Consider the following 25,932-nt stretch of genomic DNA (forward strand, 5'->3'; position numbering starts at 1 on the left):
TGAGCGGCTAAGGTGTGAAGGCATCTCCAGATGTATCGGATACGGGCTTGGAAGCAAAGCGCCGCTCGCGCCAGAGAATATAGAGGCCGGAGGCGATGATGATGACAATGCCGAGCCATTTGATCGTGTCGGGGAAATCGCCGAAGATCAGCCAGCCAAGTATCGTCGCCGAGACGATCTCGAAATATTGCAAGGGTGCCAGTGTCGAGGCCGGGGCGGCGCGATAGGCATGGACACTGAGAATACCCGTAATTGCCGCGCTGACGCCGACGCCGAGAAGATGGATCATGGCAACGAGATCCGGCGCGACCGGATCGAGGATCGGCGATCCGGTGCCGTGGCCGAGGGTCAGAAGCATCAGGCAGAGCAGCGTGCCCCAGATACCGGTCTGGAACTGCATCGACCAGGCCCCCTCGCTATGGGAGACGACGCGGGTGATCATCGCGTAGACGGCGATGCAGAATGCCGTGACGACGGGCAGCAGCGCGACAGGGCCGACCTCGGTGAAGCTTGGCTGGATGATCAGCATCGCGCCGAAGAAGCCGACGGCGCAAGCCGTATAGCGGCGCCAGCCGATGGTCTCCTTCAGAAAGATACTGCTGAGGATGGTCAGCATCATCGGTTCGACGAAGAAGATGGCGATGGCGTCGGCGACTTCCATGACCTGCAGCGTGGTGACGAAGGAGATCATCGACAGAGTCAGCACGCCGGCGCGAATGGCATGCACGCCGCTTCGGCGCAGCGACCATGAGCCCCATTGGCTTTTCAGCGCCATGAATGGCAGCGCGAACAGCGATTGGAGAATGAAGCGGGCGGCCGTGACTTCCGCCGGCGGAACGGTGGCGGCGGCGAGCTTGGAAAAAATGTCGATGACTGGCGACAGGATGACCGACAGAAACATCATCGACAGCCCGAAGGTCATCTCCGACTGGGAAAAACGGGACGAGGGGCCAGCGCTGGCATTCATTCGAAAATTCCTGTGCAATCAGGATTTTGCGGTCACCCGCTGGCACCAGTCGGCAAAATCCGCAATCGCCGCGCCCGCGCCGATCTCGTTCAGCGTCTCGTGGCGCATGTCCTGATGGATGGTCAGGCTAATATGCGAGAAGCCAGACCGTTTCAAATGATTCGACAACCAGGCGATTGCCTTTCCATTGTTTGTTGCCGGGTCGTGGCCGCCGCCGACCAGATGGATCGGCATGTCGCGTCGGAGCCGATCGAGATAGGTCTTTTGCGGCGCGCGGAAGGTCAGCTCGAAAAGATCCAGCCACAGCGACACCGAGGCATTAAAGCCGCAGAGCGGATCGGCGATATATTTGTCGACTTCCTCGGGGATGCGCGTCAGCCAGTCGAATTCGGTGCGGCGGTTTTCGACCGACCGTCCCCAGACACCGAAGGTCAATTTCGGCAACAACTCGCTCGGCACATCCGATCCCTTGAACATGCGCTCCGTTTTCAGAATGACCTGGGCGGCGCGGCCGGCAGGGCCGGGATTGAAATTCGAGTTCCAGACCGTGACGGCATCGAATTTGTCGGGATGCGTGACCGCGACGTTCAGGCTGATCAACCCGCCCATGGAATGGCCGAAGAGAATGATCGGCAGGCCGGGATGCGCCGTAGCGGCAAGCTCGCGCATCGCCAGCACGTCGGCAATGACGGCATCGACGCCGTTGCGGCGGGCAAAGCGGCCGAGCGGTGCGTCGGCGGCCACCGTTTCGCCGTGGCCGCGATGGTCATGGGCGTAGATGTGATAGCCGCGCGCGGCCATGGCCCTGGCGAAGCCTTCGTAGCGGCGGGAGTGTTCGGCAAGGCCATGGCTTATGAGAAGCACGCCCCGCGCTTCGGCCTGCGCCGGTAGATGATGATAGGCGAGCGTCGCGCCCGTCGGGCTGTCCAGGTGCCTGGTTTCGGCAAACATGTGCGTGTCCTCCCAACGCTGACGAAAGGTGATCGTCTTTGCGATTGCAATGGAGGACGGCCGAAGCTCACAGAAATAATCTCGGCTGTGGCCACGAAGGAGGGTTGCTTCCGGTCGATCAACCTGCTTATTTGTTCTCATATTGTTCCAGTTGGAGGCATGGGAATGAGGCTTTTGCTTCAAGGATTTATGGTTGCGGTTCTGTCCGCGATGGTGGCGGCGAGCGCGATGGCGCAGGACGGTAGCCGGGGCCGGACGCGGTTCATTCTGGCGGCGAGCTGGGAGCCGGCGTTCTGCCAGGGCAACCAGAAAAAGGCCGAGTGCCGCAACCAGTCGCCGAATAATTTCGACGCCAAGAACTTCTCGCTACATGGGCTTTGGCCGATGCGGCAGGAATATTGCGGTGTTTCGGATGACTTGAAGCAGGCCGATCGCAGCAGCGATTGGAAGGATCTGCCCGCCGTGCAGCTGTCGGGAGAGGTGAAAGCGAAGCTGGACAAGGCCATGCCGGGCACGCAATCCGGGCTGGAGCGGCATGAATGGATCAAGCATGGCACCTGCACGAAGCTCAGCGCCGATGATTATTTCTCAATCGCGACGGGTTTGATCGGTGAGCTCAATGGCTCCGCCGTGCGTGACCTTTTCGCTGAGAATATCGGCAAGGAACTCGATGCCGAGGCGATCAAGGCTGCCTTCGACCAGAGCTTCGGTGAAGGCGCCAATGCCCGCATCAAGATGAGCTGCCGCCGCGTTGGCGACGTCCGCGTGATCTCGGAGCTGACGATCGGCCTGTCCGAGGACGCGCTCGATTCATCGCAAGCGAGCGAGCCGCGGCTTGCGCAGCTGATACAGGGTGCCGGCAGGACGTCGTTCGGCTGCGACCGCGGCGTGGTGGATGCGGCCGGATTCTGAGAGAGCTGCCGCCCTCTCATACGGATAAATGCCCTCGGACAAGGTTTCGCCGTTGCCCGAGGGCGGGGTTTCGCCTACATAGCGGCACAATTCGCACTGTTATCCGCCCGTGGAGTAACCCAAGCTATGGCACGTCAGTTTATTTATCATATGGCCGGACTGAATAAGTCCTATGGCGCCAAGAAGATCCTGGAGAATATTCATCTCTCCTTCTACCCCGACGCCAAGATCGGTATTCTCGGTCCGAACGGCGCCGGTAAGTCGACCGTGCTGCGCATCATGGCCGGCCTCGACAAGGAATATACCGGCGAGGCATGGCTCGCCGAAGGCGCGACCATCGGCTACCTGGCGCAGGAGCCGCAGCTCGATCCCAACAAGACGGTGTTCGAAAACGTCATGGAAGGCGTTGCCAAGAAGACCGAAATCCTCAATCGCTACAACGAATTGATGATGAACTATTCCGACGAGACCGCGGAAGAGGCCGCCAAGCTCCAGGACATCATCGACAGCCAGAATCTCTGGGATCTGGAAAGCCAGGTCGAGATGGCGATGGAAGCATTGTGCTGCCCGCCGCGCGATGCCGACGTCAACAGCCTTTCCGGTGGTGAGCGCCGCCGTATCGCGCTTTGCCGCCTGCTTCTCTCGCAGCCGGACCTGCTGCTGCTCGACGAACCGACCAACCATCTGGACGCCGAGACCATCGCCTGGCTGGAAAAGCACCTGCGCGACTATCCGGGTGCCGTGATGATGATCACCCACGACCGCTACTTCCTCGACAATGTTACCGGCTGGATTCTCGAACTCGACCGCGGCCGTGGCATTCCCTACGAAGGCAACTATTCCGCCTATCTGCAGGCCAAGGCCAAGCGCATGCTGCAGGAAGCCCGCGAAGAAGCCGGCCGTCAGAAGGCAATCAGCCGCGAACAGGAATGGATCGCCTCCAGCCCCAAGGCCCGTCAGGCCAAGTCCAAGGCGCGTATCAACGCTTACGAACAGCTGGTCGATGCTGCCGAAAATCAGCGTCCCGGCGATGCGCAGATCATCATTCCGGTCAGCGAGCGTCTCGGCCAAGTGGTGATCGAGATGGAGGGCATCACCAAGGGCTTCGAAGGCCGCACGCTGGTCAACGATCTGTCGATCAAGCTGCCGCCGGGCGGCATCGTCGGCATCATCGGCCCGAACGGTGCCGGCAAGACGACCCTGTTCAAGATGATCACCGGGCAGGAAAAGCCGGATTCCGGCTCGGTCCGCATCGGCGAGACGGTGCATCTCAGCTATGTCGACCAGAGCCGTGACGCGCTCGACGGCAATAAGACCGTATGGGAGGAAATCTCCGGCGGCGCCGAAGTCATCAAGCTCGGCAAGTTCGACATGAACTCGCGCGCTTATTGCGGCGCCTTCAACTTCAAGGGCGGCGACCAGCAGCAGAAGGTCGGTAATCTCTCCGGCGGTCAGCGCAACCGCGTTCACCTGGCCAAGATGCTGAAGGCTGGCGGTAATGTGCTTCTGCTCGACGAACCGACCAACGACCTCGATACGGAAACACTGGGGGCGCTGGAAAGCGCGCTCGAAAACTTCGCCGGCTGCGCCATCATCATCAGCCATGATCGCATGTTCCTCGACCGCCTGGCCACGCATATCCTGGCCTTTGAAGGCGAAGGTCATGTCGAATGGTTCGAAGGCAATTTCGAAGATTACGAGCAGGACAAGATCCGCCGCCTCGGCCCCGATGCTCTCAATCCGGGCAGCCAGGCGCACAAGCGGCTGACACGATAGGTTTGCCGTCTTTCTGTCATCGAAAGCCCCGGCATTGAACTGACCCCCGAAAGTTGGACGACAATTTTCGGGGGTTTTTCTTTGCCGTAGAACAAGAGGTCCGTATTCCCCAGCCGACAAAAACTAATGGATTTCCGACGCCGAATTCATGTCGCGAGCGATTGGCTCTTGCAGACTCCATCCAAATCACATAAAGATATCTTTATATCTTGATTGGGTGTGGAATGACGGACTTGGTGAAATTGGGGCTGGATGATCTGGTGGACGTGCTGAAGGCGGCCGGCGAGCCGACGCGCCTGCGCCTGCTGGCGCTGCTCGCCGCGGGCGACCTGACCGTAACCGATCTTACGGAAATTCTCGGCCAATCCCAGCCGCGCATTTCGCGCCATCTGAAGCTGCTCGGCGAGGCCGGTCTGATCGACCGCTATCAGGAGGGTGCCTGGGCCTATTTCCGGCTGAAGCAGGAGGGTAAGGCCGTTGCCCTGACCCGCACGCTGCTACGGCATACGGCGGAGAACGACGCCGTGCTGCTGCGCGACGGTGAGCGGCTTTCCGCCGTCAAGCGCGTCCGCGCGGAGCGGGCTCAGGCCTATTTCAGCCGCAACGCCGCCGAATGGGACGAGCTGCGTCGCCTGCACGTCGCCGATGAGGATGTCGACAAGGCGCTGATCGAGCTGATCGGCCCGCAACAGATCGATACGTTTCTCGATCTCGGCACCGGCACGGGACGGATGCTGCAGTTGCTGGCCGGCCACTATCGCCGGGCGGTCGGCATCGATGCCAGCCGTGACATGCTGGCCGTTGCCCGCGCCAACCTCGATCGGTCCAACATTACCGCCGCCTCGGTGCGCCATGGCGACATTTTCAACTTGCCGCTGGAAGCCCAGGATTTCGATCTCATCACCATCCATCAGGTGCTGCACTTCCTGGATCAGCCGGAAATCGCCATCAACGAGGCCGCGCGAATGCTGAGGCCCGGCGGCCGTCTTGTCATCATCGACCTTGCGCCGCACGGGCTGGAATATCTGCGCGAGGACCATGCGCATCTGAGGCTGGGCTTCTCCCATCAGACCATGTCGGAATGGCTGAAGCTGGCCGGCCTCGATGTCGAGCAGGTTCAGGATCTTCATTCGGGGAAGGAAGGCGGTCCGGCATTGACGGTGACGATCTGGCTGGCCCGCGACCCGCGGCTGCTGATTGCCGCCGAACAGGACCAACGGTCGTCCCCCATTCTTGCCGGGAGAGTTTGATATGTCTTCAAGGACTGAAAACGGCCAGGGTAATATCCGTATTTCCTTCGAGTTCTTTCCGCCGAAATCGGAAGAGGCCGAGGTGCAATTGTGGAATACGGTCGCCGATCTCAGCGACTGGCAGCCGGAATTCGTATCCGTCACCTACGGTGCCGGCGGCTCGACCAAGGCACCGACCTTGGCGGCGGTGCGCCGGATGATCCACGAGACGCCGTTCACGACCGCCTCGCATCTGACATGCGTCGGCGCCACGCGCGAGGATACGCATCGGGTCATCGATGATTTTCTCGCCGCCGGCGTCCGCCGTTTCGTCGCTCTGCGTGGCGATCCGCCGGGCGGGGTCGGCTCTGCCTATCAGCCGCATCCCGGCGGCTATGCCAATGCCGCCGAACTGGTGGCGGCATTGCGCGAGCGCGGCGATTTCGACATTTCCGTATCGGCCTATCCGGAAAAACATCCGGAAAGCCGCGATACCGCCGCCGACATCGATATGCTGAAGCGCAAGGCCGACAATGGCGCCGACAGGGCGCTCACCCAGTTCTTCTTCGACAATGATGCCTTCGAGCGTTATCACGACCGCGTGCGCGCCACTGGCATCAAGATCCCCGTCGTTCCCGGCATCATGCCGATCCAGAACCTGACGCAGCTGAAGCGCTTTGCCGGTGCCTGTGGCACCAGCATTCCGACATGGCTGGATGAACGCTTCGACGGTATCGACGACAATTCCGAGGCGAGGGCAGAGGTCGCCGCCGATGTCGCCGCCGAGCAGATCCAGGATCTGGTGCGCCGGGGCATCCATGAATTTCATCTTTATACGATGAACCGCTCGCCGCTGGTCTCCGCGGTCCTGGAGCGGCTGGGCATTCAGCGCAGGACCGACGCGCCGGCCGGTGCCGCCGCCTGAGACAAAGACGATGAGATGAAAAAGCGCATGTCGGTCTTCGACATGCGCTTTTTAAATGAATAGGCCGTTTTGTTAGCTCTCAGGAGTTCAGTCGGTTATGGTGTTCGTCATGCGTCAGATGAAAAGCATCGTGAGCACGAAGACGAACGCTGCACTGACCACTAGGACGTTGATGGATCGCGTCAATCCCATGTCTTCCTCCTTAGTCAACCGTTAGACTCTATGTCGGAAATGTGTCGCTTGGAAAGCAAATTCGATGCTGCGGCGCGGTATGGCGCTTCGATTCTGATTCATGAATTTTAGATAATTGATTGTTTTATATAGAAAAAATTGGTTTCTGAGTTGTTCACGAAATTTAATGCGCCGTTAATTTGGCTGTGAACAAAGTTAAGGTGATATTCGCCATCGAGCCGCGTAGCGCCGGTTTGCGGCATGGCGTGCGCCCGTTTGAGTTACGCGTTGCTTGCTCCTGCATCGCGCCGCAGCCGTGCGTAAATCCGTCCGTCGAGAATGAGTAGGCCGGCGCCGATCAGCAGCATGCCGGCGACCTCAGCCCAACCCAGCCGCTCCCCGAGAAATAGAAAGCCGAGCAGGATGGCGCTTGGCGGCACGAGCAGGGTGACCAGCGAGGCATTGGTTGCGCCGGCGAGCGCCAGGATGCGGAAATAGAGGATATAGGCGAAAGCGGTCGACAGCAGCGCCAGGCCGAGAATGGCGGCGAGCGTGCCGGCCGCTGGCATCGGAAGCGTCCAGGGCTGGTCCAGCAACAGGGCCACCGGCAGCATGATGGCCGACGACGCCGTCAATTGGCCTGTTGCCACAACCGGCGACGCCATGCCCTTGAAACGTTTGGCATAGATGGCAGCAAAGCCATAGGAGATAGCGGCCAGGATCGGCAGCAGCAGTGCCCAGAGCGGCACGCCGGCACTGCTCGTCAGGCTGGGGCTGAGCAGCAGGATCGTGCCGAGAAACCCCGTCACGCAGCCGGCGATCTTGGCCGAGGTCAAGCGCTCGTCGGTGGTCAGCTGATTGCCGATCAACACCGTCCAGATCGGCGTCGTCGCATTCAGGATGGAGGCGAGCCCGGCGCCCATCTGTGTCTGGCCGATGAAGATCAAAGCATGCGGCACGGCGTTGTTGATGAGGCCGAGCAGCAGGAATTGCCGCCAGTGTTTTCGCAGCAGTTCATAGATCTGGAGGCGACCGCCGATGTAGATATGCAGCGCCAGTGCTGCCAGCGACAGGCGCAGGAAGACCAGCGTGAACGGCGGGACGGAATGAACGGCGATACGGGCAAAGAAGAACGAGCCGCCCCAGATCAGCCCGAGCGCGAGCAGCAGGCCCCAGGTCATCGCGCTCATGCCGCTCTTGTTGGTGTTCATCGATGTTTGCCTCCATGCTCGCGATATCTAGGACGAAGCGAGGGCTGGCCGCCACCCGTTTCTTGCTGCGTGCCATCGCCTTTGAAGGACACCGATCGAGACGGGATATCGCAACAAAAAAGGCGGCACATGGCCGCCTTTCGAGGGAGAGGAGCGGGGCGCTCAGAGCGCGTTCAGCAGCGCCTGCGTTGCCCAGCCATCGGCGGGAAGGCCGAGGCGGAACTGTTCCTTCTGGATGGCGACGCGCGTGCCGGAACCGAGAATGCCGTCGATCTTGCCGACATCGTAGCCGCGAGCCGTAAGCTTGGTCTGCAGCGCCTTCATGTCGACATCGTTCAAGCCGGATTCTGGCGTGCCTTTGTTATAGGTCGGTGCGCCAGCGAATCTGGTGGCGAAATAGGCAGCCGACGTCGTGTAGATGAAGGACTGGTTCCATTCGAGAAAGGCGTTGTAATTCGGATAGGTCAGGAAAGCCGGGCCTTTGCGACCCTGCGGCAGGATGAGGGCAGCCGGCAGCGAGCCGAAACTGGTGTTGCCGTCGCGCGGCTCGACGCCGAGCTTGAACCAGTCGGCGGCCGTGAGCGTCCCGCCAAGCCCCGACTTTTCCCAGGGCAGATTGTCGGGCACACTAACCTCCTGCAGCCAGGGCTGGCCGCGCTGGAAGCCCAGGCTTTGGAAGAACCGCGCCGTCGTGAGAATGACGTCGGCCGCGCTTGTCTTCATATTGACATGGCCGTCGCCATCGCCATCGACACCGTAAGAGATGATCGAGGGGGGTAGCATCTGGGTCTGGCCGATTTCCCCGGCCCAGGCACCCGTCATGGTATCGGGGTCGGCATCGCCATGTTGCACCATTTCGATGAAGCCGATCAGACGCGGGCGGAAAAACTCAGGCCGGCGGCAGTCGTGCGAGAGGGTGACCAGCGCATTGCGGGTATTGAAATTGCCCTGAACGGCGCCGAAATCGGTTTCCATCGCCCAATACGTGGTGATGATACCCGGGGGTACGCCATAGTCCTTTTCAGCCTTGGCGAAGACATCGGCATATTGCTTCAATTTCTGGCGGCCGATATCGAGGCGTCCCTGACTGACGGTGCGCTGCGAGAATTCGAGGAAGGTCTGGCGGAAGACGCCCTGGCTCCGGTCCATGGCGAGAACCTTGGGGTCGATCTGCGCGCCGGCCAAGGCCTTGTCGGCGGATGCCGCATCCGCGCCGGCGGCGATCGCGTCGGCCTTGACGCCCGCCAGGAAAGTGGAGAGATCGCCACCGCAGGCTGCTTTGGGAGCGTTGTTGCCATCCGTGCCGGATGCGGCGGCGGGGGCCGCGCTCTGGGCCATCGCCACGCCGGTCATGGCTGAAGCGAAGAACAACGCAAGCGCGCTGCGTCGAATGGTGTGGCGGTCCATGAGCGATCCTCTTTTCCGATAGAATAGGGTCGCTTTCACAGAAGATTGTGACAGAAGCAAGAGAGAAGTTAGGGCAGTCTCAAGAATTTCCTTCCTTCTGTACTGCCGCTACCCAATTGTGCCAGTTCTGTTCGGAGCCGGCGAAAACATTGATGTCCGTCGGCCCCTTGATGCCGGGGATGACGCCGGTGGACGTGTACTGCCAGAAAGCCCAGGAGCGGTCGCTGTAGGTCGCGGTGGGATGCTTGGCGACCGAGCGGACCCAGAAGTGATAATCCTTGAAGTAACCCGCAAGATTCTCGCGATGGAAATCGACCGAGGTGTAGATGATCGGGCGCTTGCCATAATAGGCTTGCAGGCGATCCATGAAGCGCTTCATTTCCGTCCGCACCGTTTGCGGATCCGGTCTGGTACGGCAGGTCGGAGAGCCAGGGTTCCATTCGACATCGACGACCGGCGGCAGCATCATGGCGTCCTTCGGCACATTGCGGATGAACCAGTCGGCCTGTTCGTCCGCGGTCGAGCAGAAATAGTAGAAATGATAGGGCGCATGCGCGAGGCCGGCCGTGCTGGCTTCCTGCCAATATTCGCTGAAGCGCGGGTCGATCCGATCCTTGCCTTCGGTCGCCTTGATGAAGACGAAGGCGACGCCGGAATTCTTGACCGTCCGCCAATCGATATCGCCCTGCCATTTGGAGACGTCTATGCCGTGAATCGGATGGCGCTCGGGGTGATCGCGGCCGAAATCCTGCGGCTTCGTGTCCTGAAAACGGGTTTTGGGGATGGCGGCCGTCTGCAAGGCGTCATAGCCCGTCGTGCAGCTATTCAGGAGAAGGGCAAGCGGCATTAAGCACAACAGAAGCCGGCGCATGGATATCCCGTTATGGCGCGAGTGATCTTGCTGCCCCAAGGCTTGGCTTCCGTGATAGATGGTCCCCGAAAATCCAAAGAGGCAAGGGCAGAGCTGTTGTCAGCCGCCTTACCACTTTATTCACCATATCAACGTAAAAAATCCGTTATCTTCAAGCAAAATCTTATACTTGAAGCGTCTCTTGGCCGTATTTTGCCCGGAAATCCGCTTTTGGTCTAGGCCTGCGCCTTGGTGATCACGGCTCTCCAGGCATAGCCTCGCCCGATTTCCTCGAAGACAAGTCTTGCGCCATGGCTGCGGGCGCTTTCCTCCAGCACGGCGCGCAGATCGGCCCGCGGCGTCACATGGAATTTCGTCAACCACCCCTTCAGCAGGGTCCGGAACCAGGCGGGAAGGCGCTCCTGCTGGCCGAAATCGACGACATGCAGCTCGCCGCCGGGCACCACCGCAGCGAGCGATGCGGAGACCGCGCTTTTCCAATCGGGGATCATCGACAGCGCATAGGAGACCATGACGCGGTCGAAACCCTCGACGCCGAAATCGCTCGAGGAAAAGGCGGTGGCGTCGGCGACCCGGAAGTCCGGCATCTGCTTCAGGCCGCGGAAATTACGGCGGGCGGAGATCAGCATCTCCTGGGAGATATCGAGGCCGTAAAGCTTGGCGGAGGGGAAGCGGCGGTGAGCCAGCAGCATGTTGCGACCCGTGCCGCAGCCCACTTCCAGCAGGGAGCCGCCAAAGGGCACGTCGAGATAGGCGATGGTGCGGTCGCGGCCGAAAAGATAATATTTGCGGGTCAGGTCGTAGATGTGCCGCTGGTAGCGATACATCCCGTCCATCAGACCGGCATGGCTCTTGGAGGCTGCCTCGAGGCCTGTTTCCGCCTGGCTCACGCTTTCTTCCCGTAAATATGGAAGCCGCCGTAGATCGCGGAACGGTCGCGGAGGTTGAGATCCTGCGAGCGTGCCTCGTCATAGACCCATTGATCTCGGATCGCCGGCGAAAGACGGCCCTCGATGATGCTCTTTTCGGCGGCGGTGCGGAAAATCACGCGGGCGCCGTCGCGGGCGGTGCGGGTGATCTCGGCCCAGAGCGCATTGAGCTGTTCGTCGGTCATCCAGTCCTGCGCGTCGAGCAGGATGTAGCGGTCGCGCGAGGCGGCGGGCTTGGAGGCGAGTAGCTCGGTGAAGTTGGCATGATGCACGCTGACGCGATCGGCGTTGGCGCGAATGGCCTCATAATGCTCCGGCTTCAGATAGGTCGGCAGCGGCCCCTGATGCGGCGCGGCGTAGCGACGCGCAAAGGCCTGCCAGGCGAAATAGTTCTCCCGCATCGGGAAGTGACAGGTGAGCTTTTCCAGGCGATGCTTGAGGACGCCGGCAATCGAATCGTCGCCGGCAAGGCTGGCGAGCTCATCATATTGCTGCGGCGGGATGCCGAGGCCGAAAAGCGAGCTCTTGCGGCCGAGCAGCCAGCGCACCATCGGCCGGTCGAAGATCGGCGCGATTTCATTGTCGAAGAACTGCCGTTGTTCGCGCAGCGTGCGGGCTTCGGTCAGCTTGGCGAGGCGAACGCCGTGCAGGCGGGCCAATATATGGGCGGCGCCGATGAAGCGGCCGAGCAGGCCTGTCTTGTAGATATTGCGGTTGAATACGGTCACGCGGCGGCGGCCATAGAGATCCCGGCCATCCCAATAGGCGGCGGTTGCCGGATCGAGCCGGGGCGCGATGAATTCCTCATAGGCCTGGCTGTTGGCGCTGACGCCCGGCGTGCCGAAGAAGCGCACGAGGTCGGCATGAGCGGGCAGCAGCCGGAAGGCGGCGAGCTTCAGCTTGTTCAGCGCGATATGGTGCCGGTTGAGGTCGACGACGTCGATCGAGGCCGGGCTCTGCGAGAGATAGGCGAGCATGTTGCAGCCGCCGGAACCGATGGTGACGATGCGATGATGCGGCTGAAGCTCCATCGCCTCCATGTCGACATCCGGATCTTCCCAGATCTGCGGATAGACAAGGCCGGAGAACAGCATGCCGAACAGACGTTCGGAAAAGCCGGCCTTGGACAGAGCCTTGTGTTGCAGCAGAGCGTCCTTGAGTTTCCGGTTCTTGTGGAGACCGGCTTCCGGGGCGAATTCCGTCATCTGAGTCTTGTCACCGATTTGTCAGGTTCAGCGCGTGTAACCCGGCAATGCTACAGTCTGATGACGTGGGCTGTTGGTAGGCGGGACTATAGGGCGGCCGCACGGATATTTGCGGAAGAGTGACGATGATAGCTCTTTCATATTGCTGCGTTTCCTGATTGTCTCCGCCTACCTTTGGAGGGCGTGCGGCATGCGTTGGATATCGAGAGCGATCCTGGCTCTTGTCTTTTTGTTGGTGATCATTGTCGTTGGCGGTGCCGTCTGGCTTTCCATCTCGCCACCTGAGTTGCTTCGGGTCGGTGACGGTTATGCCGCCAAGATCGTTTGTTCGAACACGTTTATCGCCAAGCGCGATCCCGACCAGGTCCTGGCGGACGATGTGCAGGCGCCGGGCAATCCGGCGCTGAGGCTGGTCCGGGTTTCGGTCAATCGGGAGGAGGGGCTGGTGACGGCTCGCATCCTCGGCATGTTCGCGCCCAATTATGCACTCTATCGCGGCGCGCTCGGTTGCGCGACGGTGCCGGATGGTGACCTGCAGGCGGCGCGCAGCGCGGTCTTCCTCAACAAGGTGAAGGCGCCGAAACGCGATTCGGTTTGGCCGGACGGCGACAGGGTCGCTGTCGATGCGGACGGGACGGGTGCCGCGCTCTCCAAATTGATCGCCGATCCCGATCTTGCCGGCCAGGCCATGCGCGCCATCGTCGTCGTCAAGGATGGCCGCATCGTCGCGGAGAATTATGGCGAGGGTTTCGACAAGGCTACGCCACTGATCGGCTGGTCGATGACGAAGACGGTCAACGCCGCCATCATCGGCCGCCTGATGCTGACCGGCAAGATGTCCTTCGACGATCAGAACCTGCTGGCGCAATGGAGCGCCGACGCGCGCAAGACCATCAAGCTCAGCGATCTCCTCGGCATGGAGAGCGGGCTGGCCTTCAATGAGAGTTATGGTGCCGTCTCGGACGTGACGCGGATGCTCTATCTCGATGCGGATACGACCAGCATTGCGACCAATGCCCGACAGGAGGCGCTGGCCGGCGAGCGCTTCAGCTATTCCAGCGGAACCGCAACCCTGCTTTCACGGATCTGGATGAACAGGCTCCCCAACCTGAGTGCCGCGATCGGCTATCCGCGCGAGGCGCTGTTTTCGCCCCTCGGCATGGCGAGTGCGGTACTGGAGGCGGATGAGCGCGGCACCTATGTCGGCAGTTCTTATCTCTATGCGACCGCGCGGGACTGGGCTCGCTTCGGGCAATTCCTGCTGCAGGACGGCGTGTGGAAGGGCCAGCGCCTGCTGCCGGAAGGCTTTGTCGGAGCCATGCGTACGCCGACCAAGGCGTCCGGCGGCACCTATTCGCAGGTTCAGGCCTGGCTCGCGGGGCCGGGTGGTTCAGATGGGCAATTCGGCCTGCCTTCGGATACGTTCTGGATGCTCGGTCATGACGGCCAGAGCGTCGCCATCGTGCCGTCGGCCAATCTCGTCTTCGTGCGTCTCGGACTGACACCAAGCTGGGTCGGCTACAAGCCGCAGATCTTGCTGAAGAAGATCCTGGATGCGACGACGCCGGCCAAGACGTGAGGTCCGGGCCGGCGTCTTCGAAATGAGATCAGCTTGATCAGTAGTTGCCGTGGGCGACGTCCGTCAGCCCCTTGCGCTTGGCATCGTAATAATAGCCACGCGCATAGAGCTGAACAGCATTGACTTCCTTGTTATCAGTCTTGCTGTCGGCAACCATCCATGCGCCGCGCAGATATTTGGCGGCATATTTGATGTTGGTTTCGGCGTCGAGCAGACCCGACGGCGGACCTTGATAGCCCATGGACTTGGCCGTGTTGTACTTGATCTGCATCAGGCCGAAATAGCCGGCCTTGTTGTAGGCCTTGGAATTATAGCGGCTCTCGCGGTGTACGACGCGATGAATCAGCGATTCCGGGATTTCGTAAAGCTTGGCGTATTTCTGGATGAGCTTCGACACGTAGCCCTTTTCCGCCGGCGGCACATCGGAATCGTAGTTCGGAGCGATGGGTGCCGCGGAAACGACCGTGGGGCCGCTGGTATCGAAGTTGAAGTCGTAATGCATGCGGTTGTCCGCATAGCGGCGCAGGCCGATCTGCTCGGGCGCCGCATAGGCGACTTCGGCCGGCGCCATGGTGGGCGCGTCGCTGCCGGGCCGTGGCGTCGGGACGACGGACTGGATGGCCACGACGTCGGAGGTCATCGGGATGGTCGCCTGGGCGGTCGATGCCGAAACCGGAAGGAGCGCATTGTCACCGGGGCGTGCCGGATTCGGCATTGGAATGGCGACGACGGAAGGGATGACCGGCTCGTCGGAGGCGGCATAGGCCGCAGCCGGCGATGGATTCGTCGGGGCTGCGCCCGTTGCGGCGGCAATGGCGACCGTGCCCTGGTTCGGTGGCGTCACGACCGGACCGCCCATGCGGTCCTGCGCGGCCTGGATCTGGCCCTGGGCAACCGGAGAGCCGGTGCCGACACGATCGGACTTGGTCAATGCCGCTTGTTGCATCGGCTGGCCTTGCTGGCCCGTCGCAGGGGCTGCAGCAGCCACGGCTGCGCCACTCGTGGACGGTGCGACACCTGTCGTCATCGGGCCAATAGTCGGATTCGGCACGTTGGTCCGAGCCGACGGGAGTTCTGCCTGGGACGTCTGTTGCTGAGTGCTTGCACACCCCGCAAGGGCGCCGCACACCATCGCCGAAAAGGCAACGCTGCGCTTCAGGCCGGGAAATCCGATCGCTACCATTCTGTCACTTTCGAAAAAACCACCCCATGTCCTGCGATGCAAATCCGTCACAGGATCGGTAAATTTATGAATCCCCATTAACCTATCCGTGATCGCGCCGCAACCCTGGCCGGCGTCACGCGGCCATGCGGCGGTAGCCGGCGGTCACCGCGCCGGCGGCGATCAACAGGGTTCCGCCGGTGCGATTCACGGCGCGTTGCACGCTGGCCTTGCGGATAAAGCCTCGCGCCATGTCGGCGACGAAGACATAAATCAGCGAGTTCAGTGCGGCCAGGGTGAGGAAAGTCGCCTCCAGAATAAGGGTTTGCGGAAGGAACGGCTTCGACATGTCGAGGAATTGCGGCACGAAGGCAATGAAGAAGATGATGCTCTTCGGGTTCAGGGCCGTTACAACATAGGCGTGCATCATGATCTTCAGCGGCTTTTCCTCAGGAAGATTGTCGTTGTCGCCCAACGGACCGGTGACGATCGGGGCGCGCCAGAGCTTGATTCCGAGGAACATCAGATAGGCGGCACCGATCAGCTTCAGGACCGTGAACAGCGCTGCCGAGGTGGCGAGAAGGGCGCCGAGACCGGCAAGCGAGGCGGTCATCGCCGTGAAGTCACCAAGCGTCACGCCGGTGACGGTTGCCAATGCGGTCTTGCGGCCATGACCGAGTGCGTAGGAGATCACGAGGAGGATCGTCGGGCCGGGAATTGCCAGCATGATGCAGGATGCGGCGGCGAAAGCGAGCCAGGTTTCAATCGACATGGAATCCTCCTCTATTCCTTTTCGCCGCCAGCAAAGACATTGGATTTGCGATCCGTCAATTAGGACTGCGTGTATTTTTGCCCGATGTGATCCATGACTTCGGCAAACCATGGTGTCGACAGATCGAAGGCCTTGCCGCCCTTGATGCGCGGGAATTCGATGGTGCGTAGCTTGCCGTTCTGGCCTTCGTCATGGCCGGTGACGCCGGACACCTTGTTCAGCGCGCTTTCGACCGCAAGATCGACCATGCCCTGGATCAGGCGCAGATCATCGCCGTTGGCCGGTGCTGAGCGGGCGAAATAGCCCGACTTCTGTACCATGGAGCGCTCGGCGCCGAGCAGTGAGGCGAACTGCTTCTGGAACCAGTTGCCGACATTGACGGTGTCGATCTTCACATGGCCGAAAGCGTCGCGCTTGATGGTTTCGCCGGCGGCCTCGCGTTCGGCGACGATGGCGTCGAGCCCGGCGCCTTCGGAAACGAACAGCGTCACCTGGCCGGTCTTGTCCATGAGGGCCTTGAGGCGATCGGCTTCCGCTTCGATATCGAAGGCCATCTCCGGCAGATAGAGGCCGTCGATGCCCTTCATCTCGGCGTTTATCATGAAGCCTTCGACATATTCATTGCCGTTGGTCTTCTGAATATACGCACGGGCGGTTGCCGCCGTCAGCCAGCCGCAGTGGCGTCCCATGACCTCGTGGATGACCAGGGTGCGCGGGGCGGCGGTCTGTTCGTTGCTGACATTGTCGAAGAAATACGCGCCGACTTCGGCTGCCGTCCAGGCGCCGAGAGACTGGCGGATCGGCACGACGTCGTTGTCGACCGTCTTCGGCAGGCCGACCACGGTCAGGTCGTAGCCATTGGCGCCGAGATAGGCGGCGAGATCGGCCGCCGTGGTGTTGGTATCGTCGCCGCCGATCGTATGAAGGATGGTGACACCGTCGGAGGCGAGGCGTTCCGCCGCGACGCGCAGCGGATTTTCGCCTTCCTTGACCAGGCCGCGCTTGACGCAATCGGCGGCGTTGGTGAGCTTGACTCGGCTGTTGCCGATCGGCGAACCGCCATAGCGGTGCAGCAGGTACGCACGCTCGCGCATGTCGGGCGTAATTTCGATGCGGTCACCCAGCAGAACGCCCTGATAACCGGAGCGATAGGCGATGAGCTCGAGATCGGGTGCTACGTCGGTATAGCGCTGGATCAGGCCGCCGACAGCGGACGACAGGCAGGGAGCCAATCCGCCGGCGGTGAGCATTGCGACTTTCTGTTTGGCCATGGGGAACCTCCTTGCAGCCGTACTGCGTTATTGCGGTGAGTGCCGTCGAATGGATGCGACAGGCGGGCATGGCTGTAAAGTAAAGAATTTAAGAAAACAGCGCTTTGTTGTTTCTCGCTATGGCGATTATGGCCGGTCAGCCATCGGGATCATCCCCAGCGGCATGGGTTCGAAAAATGGGTTCGAAAAAGATGTGGTCGAACACGGCATCATTACCGAATTGTGAAAACTGTTTTCGAGCCTGCGGCCAATGGGCAGCTTGCAATCGCAACCATTATTTGATCAACGTGTTTCTTCTTTGAAAGGGTAGTTGAGGCCGTGTTGTCGTTCTGGGAAAAATTGCTGAATGCTGTTGGTAGCACCGCTGGCAATGCCCTGTCGGCGGTGGTCGAGGCGATCCGTACGCTGTTCGAGGGCGACCCGGAAACACGCCGCAAGGTCGCCTTTTCTGTCGCGATAATCGCTCTTTCCGCCAAGATGGCGAAGGCCGACGGCATCGTGACCGAAAACGAGGTCAACGCCTTTCGCGAAATCTTCGAATTTCCGCCGGACCAGGCCAAGAACGTCGCGCGTCTCTATAATCTGGCGCGTCAGGACGTCGCCGGCTACGAGGCTTATGCCGAGCGGCTGTCGTCGCTCTGCGTCACCTGCGCCAATGATTGCCCGGTGCTGGAAGACGTGCTTGATGGTCTTTTCCATATCGCCAAGGCGGACGGTCTCATCCATGAGAAGGAAATAGCCTTCCTTCAGAGCGTCGCGCAGATCTTCCAGATGAGCGAAGAGCGCTTCGAGCAGATCATGGCGCGCCATGTCAGTGGCCGCGATCCCTATAAGGTGCTCGGCGTTTCACCGCAGGACGATTTCCCGACCATTCGCCGCCGCTATCACGGGCTGGTCTATGAGAACCATCCCGATCGTCTCGTCTCGCGCGGCCTGCCGGAGGAGTTCCACCAGATCGCCAACGAGCGGATGGCGGCTCTCAACGCAGCCTATGCCGAGATCGAGAAAGAACGCCGCGCCGCATGACATCCTTTCCGGCAGATTTCGCAGGCGCCAGCGTGCAGGCGTCGCCGAACCATGGCGAGCGGAAAGACGGGCGCAAGCCGGATATGATCCTTCTGCATTATACCGGCATGGGCACCGCCGAGGGCGCGCTCGACTGGCTCTGTCGCGACGAAAGCCAGGTATCGAGCCATTACTTCGTCTTCGAGGATGGACGCGTGATCCAGCTCGTGCCGGAAGAGCGCCGTGCATGGCATGCTGGCAAGAGCCTGTGGCAGGGCGAGGCGGATATCAATTCGCTATCGATCGGCATCGAGATCGCCAATGCGGGTCATCCCGGTGGCCTGCCGGAATTCCCCGATGCGCAGATCGAAGCAGTGATCGAACTGTGTCGTGATTGCGGCCAACGCTGGGCAATCGCGCCCGAAAGGGTACTCGGACACTCCGATGTCGCCCCCGTGCGCAAGGTCGATCCGGGCGAGAAATTCCCCTGGGCGCGGCTGGCTGCGGCGGGGATCGGTCACTGGGTCGAACCGACCCCGATCACGGGTGGGCGCTTCTTCCAGAAGGGCGATGTCGGGCAGCCGATCGAAGCCTTGCAGTCGATGCTCTCGCTCTATGGCTATGATACGGAAATAACGGGCGAATTCTCCTCAAAACTGGAAGGCGATGTTCAAGCTTTCCAGCGCCATTTCCGCCAAGAGAGGGTCGACGGCATCGCTGATTTTTCGACCATCGACACGCTGCATCGTCTGCTCTCTTCCTTGCCCCGTTTTTCCTGACGCTGCTTGGGTGTTGTTTGCGCCGGAGCACCCACTCCCGCGCGAAAAATGCGTAACGTGCTGCAACGCCACATCATTTCCCTATTATCTCCGCATTGCACTGGTCTAACGACGCTCGCTGAACGGCGGTCGCGCAGGTCGAGTTTGTGTGTAGCGCGGCCGTAAACGAATAAACGGGGACCGTGCCCTCCGGCGGCTCTTTTTGCCTCCAGCCGGATTGATGGATTTGCGCCATCCGCGTTCCCACGCCTGGAGACAAAAGACTACATGAAAAACTTGATTATTGCGGCAGCGGCATGCGCGAGCGTGCTGTTGACAGGGTATGATTCTGCCTTTGCCGGCCCGCGCGGCGAGAAAACCGAGACTGTTCCCCTGCGCATCGCCAAGCGTACGACCGGTTATCCGATGCCGAACGTTCCCGCCGAATTGCGCGATGCTGAAACCTCTTTTGCACAGCAGAACCGTTATTCCGTCCTGATTGCCAAATACGCCAAGCAGAATGGCGTGCCGGTTCAATTGGCAACTGCCGTTATCAAGATCGAGAGTAACTTCAATCCGAGAACGACCGGCAGCGCCGGCGAAGTCGGTCTGATGCAGATCAAGCCGGCGACGGCGCGGATGATGGGCTATTCCGGCAAGACCAAGGGTCTTTACGATCCCGAGACGAACATCAAGTTCGGCATGAAGTACCTGGCCATGGCGCAGGATCTTGGCGGCGGTCCGACCTGCAACACCATTCTCAAATACAATGCCGGCCATGGCGCGACCCGGATGAACCCGATCTCGAAGAGATATTGCGGCAAGGTGCTGGCGCTGCTCGATTAAGACCGGTTTACGGTGGGATTGCGGGTAGGGCGGAATCGCTTTCCATGCTATCGAACTTGCGCTCATTCGCGAGGGATATGACATGGCAGCGGATTTCAGGTTCATCGTTGTCGGCCGGGGAATGATGGGGGCGGCCGCCGCCCGCCATCTGGCCAGGCGGACGGATGGCATTGCGGTCATCGGTCCGGATGAACCGGAGGACCGCGCCAGCCATCAGGGCGTCTTCGGCAGCCATTACGATGAAGGCCGTATCACCCGCACTATCGACCCCGATGCCGACTGGGCGCTGCTCGCCAATCGCTCGATCGCGCGTTATGCCGAGATCGAGCGCGACAGCGGCATCCCGTTCTATGCGCCGGTCGGCTGCCTCGTGGTCGGGCCGAAGCGAGGCGGCGCCGATGCCTATGTCGGCGATATCATCGATGCGGCGTCCCGGCTGGGCGTCCGGACTGCGCTTCTCGACGATGCCGGGCTGAAGGCGAAATTTCCCTTCTTTTCCTTCGCGGAAGGCAGTGAGGGTGTCCACGAGCCGCGGGGCGCCGGCCATATCAGTCCGCGGAAGCTCGTGAAGGCGCAGTCGCTGCTGGCGGAAAAGGCGGGGGCCAAGGTCATCAAACAGACCGCCGTGTCGATCCGCGACGAGGACGGTCTGGCGGTCGTCACCACGGCGGAAGGCGAGACGTTCCGCGCCGAGAAAGTCCTGCTTGCCGCTGGCGGTTTCTCCATTGCCGAGAATCTGTTGCCGCGACCTGTTGAGATGAAGGTTTATGGCCGCACAGTGACTTTCTTTGAGCTCGGCGAGGACGAAGCCGAGGCGATGTCGGCGATGCCGTCGCTGATATCCAAGACGCCCGACGATGCCGACAGCATCTATATGCTGCCGCCGATCCGCTATCCCGACGGCAAATATTACATGAAGATCGGTGGCGATCCCGACGACCTCCAGTTCGATAGCGAGCCGGCGCTGCGTGCATGGTTCCGCACGGCCGGTCGCGACAAGGCGCGCGATCATCTCTCGCGGATTTTCCACGGGCTGGTTCCCGGCGTAACGCGGCCGTCCTCATTCACCAATTCCTGCGCCGTCTCCCATTCGCCGACCGGCTATCCCATGATCGGCTACACGTCTTCGCCGCGCGTGGCGGTTCTGACTGGTGGCTGCGGCACCGCGGCCAAGAGCTCGGACGAGATCGGCAGGCTCGGTGCGGAGCTGCTGCTCGAAGGTCGAATCAAGGACGACGGCTACCGCACGGATTTCTCAGCACATTTCCGCGCCTAGGAAGCGGCTGGAATAAAGCTGCATATTTCAGTGGCAATTGCCGGCGGTCTCGGTTAATGAGCCCCTGCCAGTTGGCCGGGCAGCCGCGCTTTACCAATGCCGAAAGGCGGTAGAGTGAGGAAAGTCCGGGCTCCACGGAAACACGGTGCCGGATAACGTCCGGCGAGGGCAACCTCAGGGAAAGTGCCACAGAAAGCAAACCGCCCGGTCCTCGGATCGGGTAAGGGTGAAAGGGTGGGGTAAGAGCCCACCGCGTCTCTGGCAACAGCGACGGCACGGTAAACCCCACCGGGAGCAAAACCGAATAGGGATGACGCGGAGCGCGAAAGCGTTCCAGCCCGTTTCCGGGCCGGTCATCCGGGTGGGTTGCAAGAGGCGGCGCGCAAGCGACGTCCCAGATGAATGGCTGCCACGTTCCGGTCTCGGCCGGAGCCATACAGAACCCGGCTTACAGGCCAACTGGCAAATCATTCCCGCCTTGCCGGGACATTCCGTCCGTATGGCGAAAACAATTTTTCGAACCGCTAACAAGCCTTGTTTTCCAGCTTGTCCCGAGGTCGGCGCGCAAGCCTTTTGCTTGTGAAAACAATCTGTTTCGAGGCCTTCCGCGAGGGGCATCCTAACCTTTCGTTAAACTTAACGCCTTATGAATATTTAGGCTGTGGCCACGTCTCTGTGGTCTCATCCCATTGACGCCCATATGGTCCCATGGTATCCCAAAAGCACATTGCACAAGGGCAAATCAGTGCCCATTCATCGCAAAGCCATGATCCCTCCTTTCAGGGAGGCGTCGGAAGGGCGTTCGTTCTTTCGGCTTGCGAAGCTGTGTCCGATTTTGGCTATGTCTGTGGGCGAGTAGTTGCCCGTAGGTCATGGGGAACGGGTGTTTCGCGTCATGAACCGCTTCCTGTCGAATGCGACCAACAGGATCGATGCCAAGGGCCGGGTATCCGTGCCGGCGGTGTTTCGGTCCGTGCTGGCGGAGCGCAATATCCAGGAGCTGTATTGTTTCCAGGATTTTGTGTTTCCGGCGATCAGCGTCGGCGGTCTCGATCTGCTCGACCGGTTCGAGCGGCAGATCGCGGCGGACGATCCGTTTTCGCCGGCGGCGAACCAGATGTCGCTCCTCATTCACGGGGGCGGGGTCTTCATGAAGCTCGATGCGGAAGGGCGGTTGATGGTCACGGATTTTATCCGCGGCTTCACCGGTATCACCAGCGAGGTGACCTTTGTCGGTCGGGCGGATCATTTTCAACTGTGGCAGCCGGAGGCTTTTCAGGCCTTGCAGGCGCAGGCACGAGAGGAGCGCAAGCTGGCGGGGCGGCGCTCGGAATAGAACGGGGAAACGGAATGGTGGCGAATTCAGGCGGAGGTTTGACTGATGCCGATGGCGGACCGGTTCGCCACATTCCGGTTCTTCTCAAGGAAGTGCTCGAGGCGCTGGCGCCGGCTCCCGGCAAGCTCATTCTCGACGGCACGTTCGGTGCCGGCGGCTATACGTCGGCCATCCTGGCGGCTGGCGCCGATGTGATCGCGCTTGATCGCGATCCCACCGCCATTGCGGCGGGGCAGGCGATGGTTGCGACCCATTCGGGTCATCTTACTCTTGTTCAATCGCAGTTTTCGCAGCTTGCCGATCAGGCGCCAGCGGGCGGGCTTGACGGCGTGGTGCTGGATATCGGCGTCTCCTCCATGCAGCTCGACGAGGCCGAGCGCGGCTTTTCGTTCAGCAAGACTGGTCCGCTCGATATGCGCATGTCGGCCAGTGGCGTATCCGCTGCCGACGTCGTCAATCGCGCCAAGCTTGCCGATCTCATCCGCATTTTCGTTCTTCTCGGCGAGGAAAAGCAGGCGCCGCGCATCGCGCATGCGATTGAAAAGCGCCGGGCTGAGGCGCCCTTCGTCACGACCCGCGATCTTGCCGGCCTGATCGAGGTTGTCACGCCGCGGAAGGCCAAGGACAAGATCCATCCGGCCACCCGCGTCTTTCAGGCGCTGCGCATCTTCGTCAATGACGAGCTGGGCGAGCTGGCGCAGGCGCTGTTTGCCGCCGAGCGGGCTTTGAAGCCGGGCGGACGCCTGGTGGTCGTCACCTTCCATTCCCTGGAAGACCGCATCGTCAAGAAGTTCTTTTCCGACCGCTCCGGCCGTGCCGCCGGTTCCCGTCATATGCCCATGGTGCAGGAGCGCGCGGCGACTTTCGACGCGATCGGCAAGGCGGTGATTTCGGCAAGCGATGCCGAGGCGGAGATCAATCCGCGGGCGCGCTCGGCCAAGCTGCGCGCGGGTCTTCGCACCAGCGCACCGGCGGAGGCCGCCGACCTCTCGATCTTCGATCTGCCCAATCTCGCCAGTCTCGGAAAGCTCGGAGGTTGATATGCTGAGAACTTTTGACATCGTTCTGATTGGCGTCATGACGGCGATGGCCAGCGTCACCTACACGATCAAGCATCGTGCCGAGCTGAAGCTCGAGGAGGTTCGTCGCCTCGAATCCGAGATCAAGCTGGAGAAGGATACGATCGAACTTCTGAAGGCGGACTGGGCACTGGTCGTTCAGCCGACCCGCCTTGAGCGCCTCGTCAACAACTACAATAGCGAACTCAAGCTGCAGCCGACGCTTTCGACCGCCATCGTGCAGCCGAGCGAGCTGCCGATGCTGCGCTCGCAGCTTCCGCCGCCGATCGTTGCGGACGCCAAGGACGATGCGAAGGCCGGCAATGCCAAGGCAAGCGGCGTAAAGCCCAGCAGCGCCAAGACCAGCACGGCTTCGGCATCGAGAAACGCCGACACGACGGATGCCGAGATCAGGAAGGCGATCGCCGATGTGGCCAATGCGCCGGCGCCGCGACCGGTCGCCAAGGCGCCGCCGATCAAGCGCAAGAAACAAGAAGTCGACAATATCGCAACTGGATCGGTGGACGAGTAATGTCTTTTCTTTCTCGCATCATGGTCTTGAAGAGCAAGGCACATTTCTCCACCGACGGTAACAATCGCCCCAGCGGCTTCGGCAATTCGGCCTTCGAGGGCGTTCGCAAGCGCAAGTCCAACCAGGCCAAGAGCCGCGTCGTCCTTCTGGTCGCGAGCTTCACCGTCGTATACGCGATTATCGGTGGCCGCCTCGTGCAATTTGCAACGACCGCGCCGGACACCACGTCAAGCATCCTGCCGCCGGACCGGCTGATGGCCTCGCGTCCGGATATCGTCGACCGCAATGGCGCGCTGCTGGCAACCGATATCCGTACCGTTTCGCTGTTCGCAGAACCGAACAAGATCATCGATCCGGATGAGGCAGTCGAGCAGTTGCGGACCGTCCTGCCCGATCTCGATACCAAGGGCACCTACAAGAAGCTTGCGGTGAAGACCTCGCATTTTGCCTGGCTTCGCCGCCAGTTGACGCCGAAGCAGCAGAACCAGATCCTGGCGCTCGGCATTCCCGGCATCGGCTTCCGCCCCGAGAAGCGCCGCTTCTATCCGGGCGGCTCGACCGCGGCCCATATTCTCGGCTACGTCAATATCGACAATCGCGGCGTTGCCGGGATGGAGAAATATATCGACGACCAGGGGCTTGCCGATCTCGCCGCCGCCGGAATGACCAACGACCAGCCGCTGCAGCCGGTCAAGCTTTCGATCGATCTGCGCGTGCAGGACATCGTTCACGACGCGGTGGTCAACGCGGTCAAGAATTTCCAGTCGAAGGGCGCCGGTGCCGCCGTGCTCGACGTTCACACCGGCGAAGTGCTGGCCATGGCCTCGGCGCCGGATTTCGATCCGAACTACCCGAACGAGGGCGCCTCCGAAGGCTGGCTCAACCGCATGACGAACGGCACGTTCGAAATGGGTTCCACCTTCAAGACCTTCACCATGGCGATGGCCTTCGATGCGGGCAAGATTACCCTGCGCGACGCCTTCGACGCCACCAATCCGATCCGTATCGGCGGGTTCACCATCAAGGACTTCCACGGCCAGCGTCGCGTGCTGACCGTTCCGGAAATCTTCCAGTATTCCTCCAACATCGGCACGGCAAAGATCGCCGACATCGTCGGTATCGATGGCCATAAGGAGTTCCTCACCCGCATCGGCCTGCTCAGCAAGATGCAGACCGAGCTGCCGGAAGTGAAGATGCCGACCCAGCCGCGCGTGTGGAAGAAGATCAACTCGATCACCATCTCCTTCGGTCACGGGGTCTCCACGACCCCATTGCAGACGGCTGTCGCCGGTGCGGCGCTCGTCAATGGCGGCAAGCTGATCGAGCCGACTTTCCTGCCGCGCACGCGCGATCAGGCCGATCTGATCGCCAAGACCGTGGTCAAGAAGAGCACCAGCGACAATGTCCGCTTCCTGCTCGACTTCAACGGCTCGAAGGGCTCGGGTCGTGCCGCCCGCGTGCCGGGCTATGATGTCGGCAGCAAGACCGGGACGGCCGACAAGGTCGTTCACGGCCGCTATTCGAGCACGCTCAACTTCAACACCTTCATGGCTGTGTTCCCGATCGATAATCCGAAATACATCATCATGACCTTCTGCGACGAGCCGAAGACCGGTGAGCATGGCGGTACGATCTCGGCCTATACGGCCGCGCCGATCGCCCGCGACATCATTGCGCGGGCCGCGCCGATCCTCGGAATCCAGCCGAGTTTCGGAAGCGATAACTCGGCCTTGCTGGTGTCTTATTAAGCGTGAAAGAATACACGGGTCGATTCGCGAGGGGC

At 61.1% G+C, this 25,932-nt stretch carries 24 protein-coding genes and 1 other RNA gene; 15 read left to right on the forward strand and 10 right to left on the reverse strand.

The genetic code is table 11. The features are described from left to right. Window positions 1-7: 7 nt before the first annotated feature. Together FHX11_RS01530 and FHX11_RS01535 are read right to left on the reverse strand one after the other, a co-directional pair. Window positions 8-967: a DMT family transporter gene (locus FHX11_RS01530; RefSeq protein ID WP_184354364.1), complete on the reverse strand. Its 960-nt coding sequence runs from the start codon at window positions 965-967 to the stop codon at window positions 8-10. Between the two features lie 18 nt (window positions 968-985). Further along, on the reverse strand, window positions 986-1,918 hold the full coding sequence (locus FHX11_RS01535) for an alpha/beta hydrolase (protein ID WP_184354366.1): 933 nt from the start codon (window positions 1,916-1,918) through the stop codon (window positions 986-988). A 165-nt stretch (window positions 1,919-2,083) separates the two neighbouring features. Between FHX11_RS01535 and FHX11_RS01540 the strand changes: the two genes are divergently transcribed. From FHX11_RS01540 to metF, 4 genes are all read left to right on the forward strand, one after another. Beyond that, window positions 2,084-2,830, forward strand: a complete 747-nt coding sequence (locus FHX11_RS01540; protein ID WP_184355750.1) for a ribonuclease — start codon at window positions 2,084-2,086, stop codon at window positions 2,828-2,830. A 126-nt stretch (window positions 2,831-2,956) separates the two neighbouring features. Next, window positions 2,957-4,606, forward strand: coding sequence for an energy-dependent translational throttle protein EttA (gene ettA / locus FHX11_RS01545; RefSeq protein WP_184354368.1), 1,650 nt, complete (start codon window positions 2,957-2,959; stop codon window positions 4,604-4,606). 224 nt (window positions 4,607-4,830) lie between these two features. Further along, complete coding sequence (locus FHX11_RS01550) at window positions 4,831-5,856, forward strand: metalloregulator ArsR/SmtB family transcription factor (RefSeq protein ID WP_184354370.1); 1,026 nt, start codon at window positions 4,831-4,833, stop codon at window positions 5,854-5,856. 1 nt (window position 5,857) lies between these two features. After that, window positions 5,858-6,760 carry a methylenetetrahydrofolate reductase [NAD(P)H] gene (gene metF / locus FHX11_RS01555; RefSeq protein WP_184354372.1) on the forward strand — a complete coding sequence of 301 codons (903 nt, stop codon included), beginning with the start codon at window positions 5,858-5,860 and terminating at the stop codon, window positions 6,758-6,760. A 452-nt stretch (window positions 6,761-7,212) separates the two neighbouring features. Here the strand turns inward: metF and FHX11_RS01560 are convergent, their stop codons facing one another. The 5 genes from FHX11_RS01560 to FHX11_RS01580 all read right to left on the reverse strand — a co-directional run bounded on the left by FHX11_RS01560 (window position 7,213) and on the right by FHX11_RS01580 (window position 12,554). Continuing rightward, window positions 7,213-8,142 (reverse strand): DMT family transporter, encoded by a 930-nt coding sequence (locus tag FHX11_RS01560; protein WP_184354374.1) that lies wholly within the window; start codon window positions 8,140-8,142, stop codon window positions 7,213-7,215. Between the two features lie 162 nt (window positions 8,143-8,304). Next, entirely contained in the window at window positions 8,305-9,549 is a 1,245-nt protein-coding gene (locus tag FHX11_RS01565) for a lytic murein transglycosylase (RefSeq protein WP_184354376.1), read from the reverse strand. Window positions 9,550-9,628: 79 nt separating this feature from the next. Next, window positions 9,629-10,420 carry a GH25 family lysozyme gene (locus FHX11_RS01570; protein ID WP_184354378.1) on the reverse strand — a complete coding sequence of 264 codons (792 nt, stop codon included), beginning with the start codon at window positions 10,418-10,420 and terminating at the stop codon, window positions 9,629-9,631. A 215-nt stretch (window positions 10,421-10,635) separates the two neighbouring features. After that, on the reverse strand, window positions 10,636-11,256 hold the full coding sequence (locus FHX11_RS01575; protein ID WP_184355751.1) for a class I SAM-dependent methyltransferase: 621 nt from the start codon (window positions 11,254-11,256) through the stop codon (window positions 10,636-10,638). 50 nt (window positions 11,257-11,306) lie between these two features. Further along, window positions 11,307-12,554, reverse strand: a complete 1,248-nt coding sequence (locus tag FHX11_RS01580; protein ID WP_184354380.1) for a DUF3419 family protein — start codon at window positions 12,552-12,554, stop codon at window positions 11,307-11,309. A gap of 190 nt (window positions 12,555-12,744) precedes the next feature. Here FHX11_RS01580 and FHX11_RS01585 point away from each other — a divergent pair, with 190 nt between their 5' ends. Next, window positions 12,745-14,133, forward strand: a complete 1,389-nt coding sequence (locus tag FHX11_RS01585) for a serine hydrolase (protein WP_184354382.1) — start codon at window positions 12,745-12,747, stop codon at window positions 14,131-14,133. A 37-nt stretch (window positions 14,134-14,170) separates the two neighbouring features. On the opposite strand, the gene FHX11_RS01590 is transcribed toward FHX11_RS01585, so the two are convergent. From FHX11_RS01590 to FHX11_RS01600, 3 genes are all read right to left on the reverse strand, one after another. Beyond that, entirely contained in the window at window positions 14,171-15,316 is a 1,146-nt protein-coding gene (locus FHX11_RS01590) for a transglycosylase SLT domain-containing protein (RefSeq protein WP_184354384.1), read from the reverse strand. A gap of 115 nt (window positions 15,317-15,431) precedes the next feature. Beyond that, the gene (locus tag FHX11_RS01595; RefSeq protein ID WP_184354386.1) at window positions 15,432-16,067 is read right to left on the reverse strand and encodes a LysE family translocator; all 636 of its coding nucleotides are present in this window, start codon (window positions 16,065-16,067) and stop codon (window positions 15,432-15,434) included. A gap of 59 nt (window positions 16,068-16,126) precedes the next feature. After that, a complete protein-coding gene (locus tag FHX11_RS01600; protein WP_184354388.1) occupies window positions 16,127-17,338 on the reverse strand; it encodes a pyrophosphate--fructose-6-phosphate 1-phosphotransferase in 1,212 nt (403 codons plus the stop codon). A 49-nt stretch (window positions 17,339-17,387) separates the two neighbouring features. Here FHX11_RS01600 and FHX11_RS01605 point away from each other — a divergent pair, with 49 nt between their 5' ends. From FHX11_RS01605 to FHX11_RS01650, 10 genes are all read left to right on the forward strand, one after another. Further along, window positions 17,388-17,564, forward strand: coding sequence for a hypothetical protein (locus FHX11_RS01605; protein ID WP_184354390.1), 177 nt, complete (start codon window positions 17,388-17,390; stop codon window positions 17,562-17,564). A gap of 95 nt (window positions 17,565-17,659) precedes the next feature. Further along, window positions 17,660-18,364 (forward strand): DnaJ family molecular chaperone, encoded by a 705-nt coding sequence (locus FHX11_RS01610; protein WP_184354392.1) that lies wholly within the window; start codon window positions 17,660-17,662, stop codon window positions 18,362-18,364. Next, window positions 18,361-19,122 carry an N-acetylmuramoyl-L-alanine amidase gene (locus FHX11_RS01615; protein ID WP_184354394.1) on the forward strand — a complete coding sequence of 254 codons (762 nt, stop codon included), beginning with the start codon at window positions 18,361-18,363 and terminating at the stop codon, window positions 19,120-19,122. Before FHX11_RS01610 ends, FHX11_RS01615 begins: the two co-directional genes overlap by 4 nt. 267 nt (window positions 19,123-19,389) lie before the next feature. Then, the gene (locus FHX11_RS01620) at window positions 19,390-19,947 is read left to right on the forward strand and encodes a transglycosylase SLT domain-containing protein (protein ID WP_184354396.1); all 558 of its coding nucleotides are present in this window, start codon (window positions 19,390-19,392) and stop codon (window positions 19,945-19,947) included. 82 nt (window positions 19,948-20,029) lie between these two features. Next, window positions 20,030-21,223 carry an FAD-binding oxidoreductase gene (locus FHX11_RS01625; protein WP_184354398.1) on the forward strand — a complete coding sequence of 398 codons (1,194 nt, stop codon included), beginning with the start codon at window positions 20,030-20,032 and terminating at the stop codon, window positions 21,221-21,223. A 67-nt stretch (window positions 21,224-21,290) separates the two neighbouring features. Further along, window positions 21,291-21,690, forward strand: an RNA gene (rnpB, locus tag FHX11_RS01630) — RNase P RNA component class A. Between the two features lie 428 nt (window positions 21,691-22,118). After that, complete coding sequence (mraZ, locus tag FHX11_RS01635; RefSeq protein ID WP_184355752.1) at window positions 22,119-22,559, forward strand: division/cell wall cluster transcriptional repressor MraZ; 441 nt, start codon at window positions 22,119-22,121, stop codon at window positions 22,557-22,559. 14 nt (window positions 22,560-22,573) lie between these two features. After that, the gene (gene rsmH / locus FHX11_RS01640) at window positions 22,574-23,599 is read left to right on the forward strand and encodes a 16S rRNA (cytosine(1402)-N(4))-methyltransferase RsmH (protein WP_184354400.1); all 1,026 of its coding nucleotides are present in this window, start codon (window positions 22,574-22,576) and stop codon (window positions 23,597-23,599) included. Window position 23,600: 1 nt separating this feature from the next. Continuing rightward, the gene (locus tag FHX11_RS01645) at window positions 23,601-24,149 is read left to right on the forward strand and encodes a hypothetical protein (protein ID WP_184354402.1); all 549 of its coding nucleotides are present in this window, start codon (window positions 23,601-23,603) and stop codon (window positions 24,147-24,149) included. Next, window positions 24,149-25,897 (forward strand): penicillin-binding protein 2, encoded by a 1,749-nt coding sequence (locus FHX11_RS01650; RefSeq protein ID WP_184354404.1) that lies wholly within the window; start codon window positions 24,149-24,151, stop codon window positions 25,895-25,897. The genes FHX11_RS01645 and FHX11_RS01650 overlap by 1 nt, the downstream gene beginning before the upstream one ends. Window positions 25,898-25,932 lie beyond the last annotated feature (35 nt).

Source organism: Rhizobium sp. BK602 (genome assembly GCF_014195095.1).
Taxonomy (GTDB): domain Bacteria; phylum Pseudomonadota; class Alphaproteobacteria; order Rhizobiales; family Rhizobiaceae; genus Rhizobium.

Coding starts and splice junctions, on each gene's coding strand:
- FHX11_RS01530 (WP_184354364.1), bottom strand. CDS start 967: ATGAATGCCAGCGCTGGCCCCTCGTCCCGTTTTTCCCAGTCGGAGATG.
- FHX11_RS01535 (WP_184354366.1), bottom strand. CDS start 1,918: ATGTTTGCCGAAACCAGGCACCTGGACAGCCCGACGGGCGCGACGCTC.
- FHX11_RS01540 (WP_184355750.1), top strand. CDS start 2,084: ATGAGGCTTTTGCTTCAAGGATTTATGGTTGCGGTTCTGTCCGCGATG.
- ettA (WP_184354368.1), top strand. CDS start 2,957: ATGGCACGTCAGTTTATTTATCATATGGCCGGACTGAATAAGTCCTAT.
- FHX11_RS01550 (WP_184354370.1), top strand. CDS start 4,831: ATGACGGACTTGGTGAAATTGGGGCTGGATGATCTGGTGGACGTGCTG.
- metF (WP_184354372.1), top strand. CDS start 5,858: ATGTCTTCAAGGACTGAAAACGGCCAGGGTAATATCCGTATTTCCTTC.
- FHX11_RS01560 (WP_184354374.1), bottom strand. CDS start 8,142: ATGAACACCAACAAGAGCGGCATGAGCGCGATGACCTGGGGCCTGCTG.
- FHX11_RS01565 (WP_184354376.1), bottom strand. CDS start 9,549: ATGGACCGCCACACCATTCGACGCAGCGCGCTTGCGTTGTTCTTCGCT.
- FHX11_RS01570 (WP_184354378.1), bottom strand. CDS start 10,420: ATGCGCCGGCTTCTGTTGTGCTTAATGCCGCTTGCCCTTCTCCTGAAT.
- FHX11_RS01575 (WP_184355751.1), bottom strand. CDS start 11,256: ATGGACGGGATGTATCGCTACCAGCGGCACATCTACGACCTGACCCGC.
- FHX11_RS01580 (WP_184354380.1), bottom strand. CDS start 12,554: ATGACGGAATTCGCCCCGGAAGCCGGTCTCCACAAGAACCGGAAACTC.
- FHX11_RS01585 (WP_184354382.1), top strand. CDS start 12,745: ATGCGTTGGATATCGAGAGCGATCCTGGCTCTTGTCTTTTTGTTGGTG.
- FHX11_RS01590 (WP_184354384.1), bottom strand. CDS start 15,316: ATGGTAGCGATCGGATTTCCCGGCCTGAAGCGCAGCGTTGCCTTTTCG.
- FHX11_RS01595 (WP_184354386.1), bottom strand. CDS start 16,067: ATGTCGATTGAAACCTGGCTCGCTTTCGCCGCCGCATCCTGCATCATG.
- FHX11_RS01600 (WP_184354388.1), bottom strand. CDS start 17,338: ATGGCCAAACAGAAAGTCGCAATGCTCACCGCCGGCGGATTGGCTCCC.
- FHX11_RS01605 (WP_184354390.1), top strand. CDS start 17,388: ATGGATGCGACAGGCGGGCATGGCTGTAAAGTAAAGAATTTAAGAAAA.
- FHX11_RS01615 (WP_184354394.1), top strand. CDS start 18,361: ATGACATCCTTTCCGGCAGATTTCGCAGGCGCCAGCGTGCAGGCGTCG.
- FHX11_RS01620 (WP_184354396.1), top strand. CDS start 19,390: ATGAAAAACTTGATTATTGCGGCAGCGGCATGCGCGAGCGTGCTGTTG.
- FHX11_RS01625 (WP_184354398.1), top strand. CDS start 20,030: ATGGCAGCGGATTTCAGGTTCATCGTTGTCGGCCGGGGAATGATGGGG.
- mraZ (WP_184355752.1), top strand. CDS start 22,119: ATGAACCGCTTCCTGTCGAATGCGACCAACAGGATCGATGCCAAGGGC.
- rsmH (WP_184354400.1), top strand. CDS start 22,574: ATGGTGGCGAATTCAGGCGGAGGTTTGACTGATGCCGATGGCGGACCG.
- FHX11_RS01645 (WP_184354402.1), top strand. CDS start 23,601: ATGCTGAGAACTTTTGACATCGTTCTGATTGGCGTCATGACGGCGATG.
- FHX11_RS01650 (WP_184354404.1), top strand. CDS start 24,149: ATGTCTTTTCTTTCTCGCATCATGGTCTTGAAGAGCAAGGCACATTTC.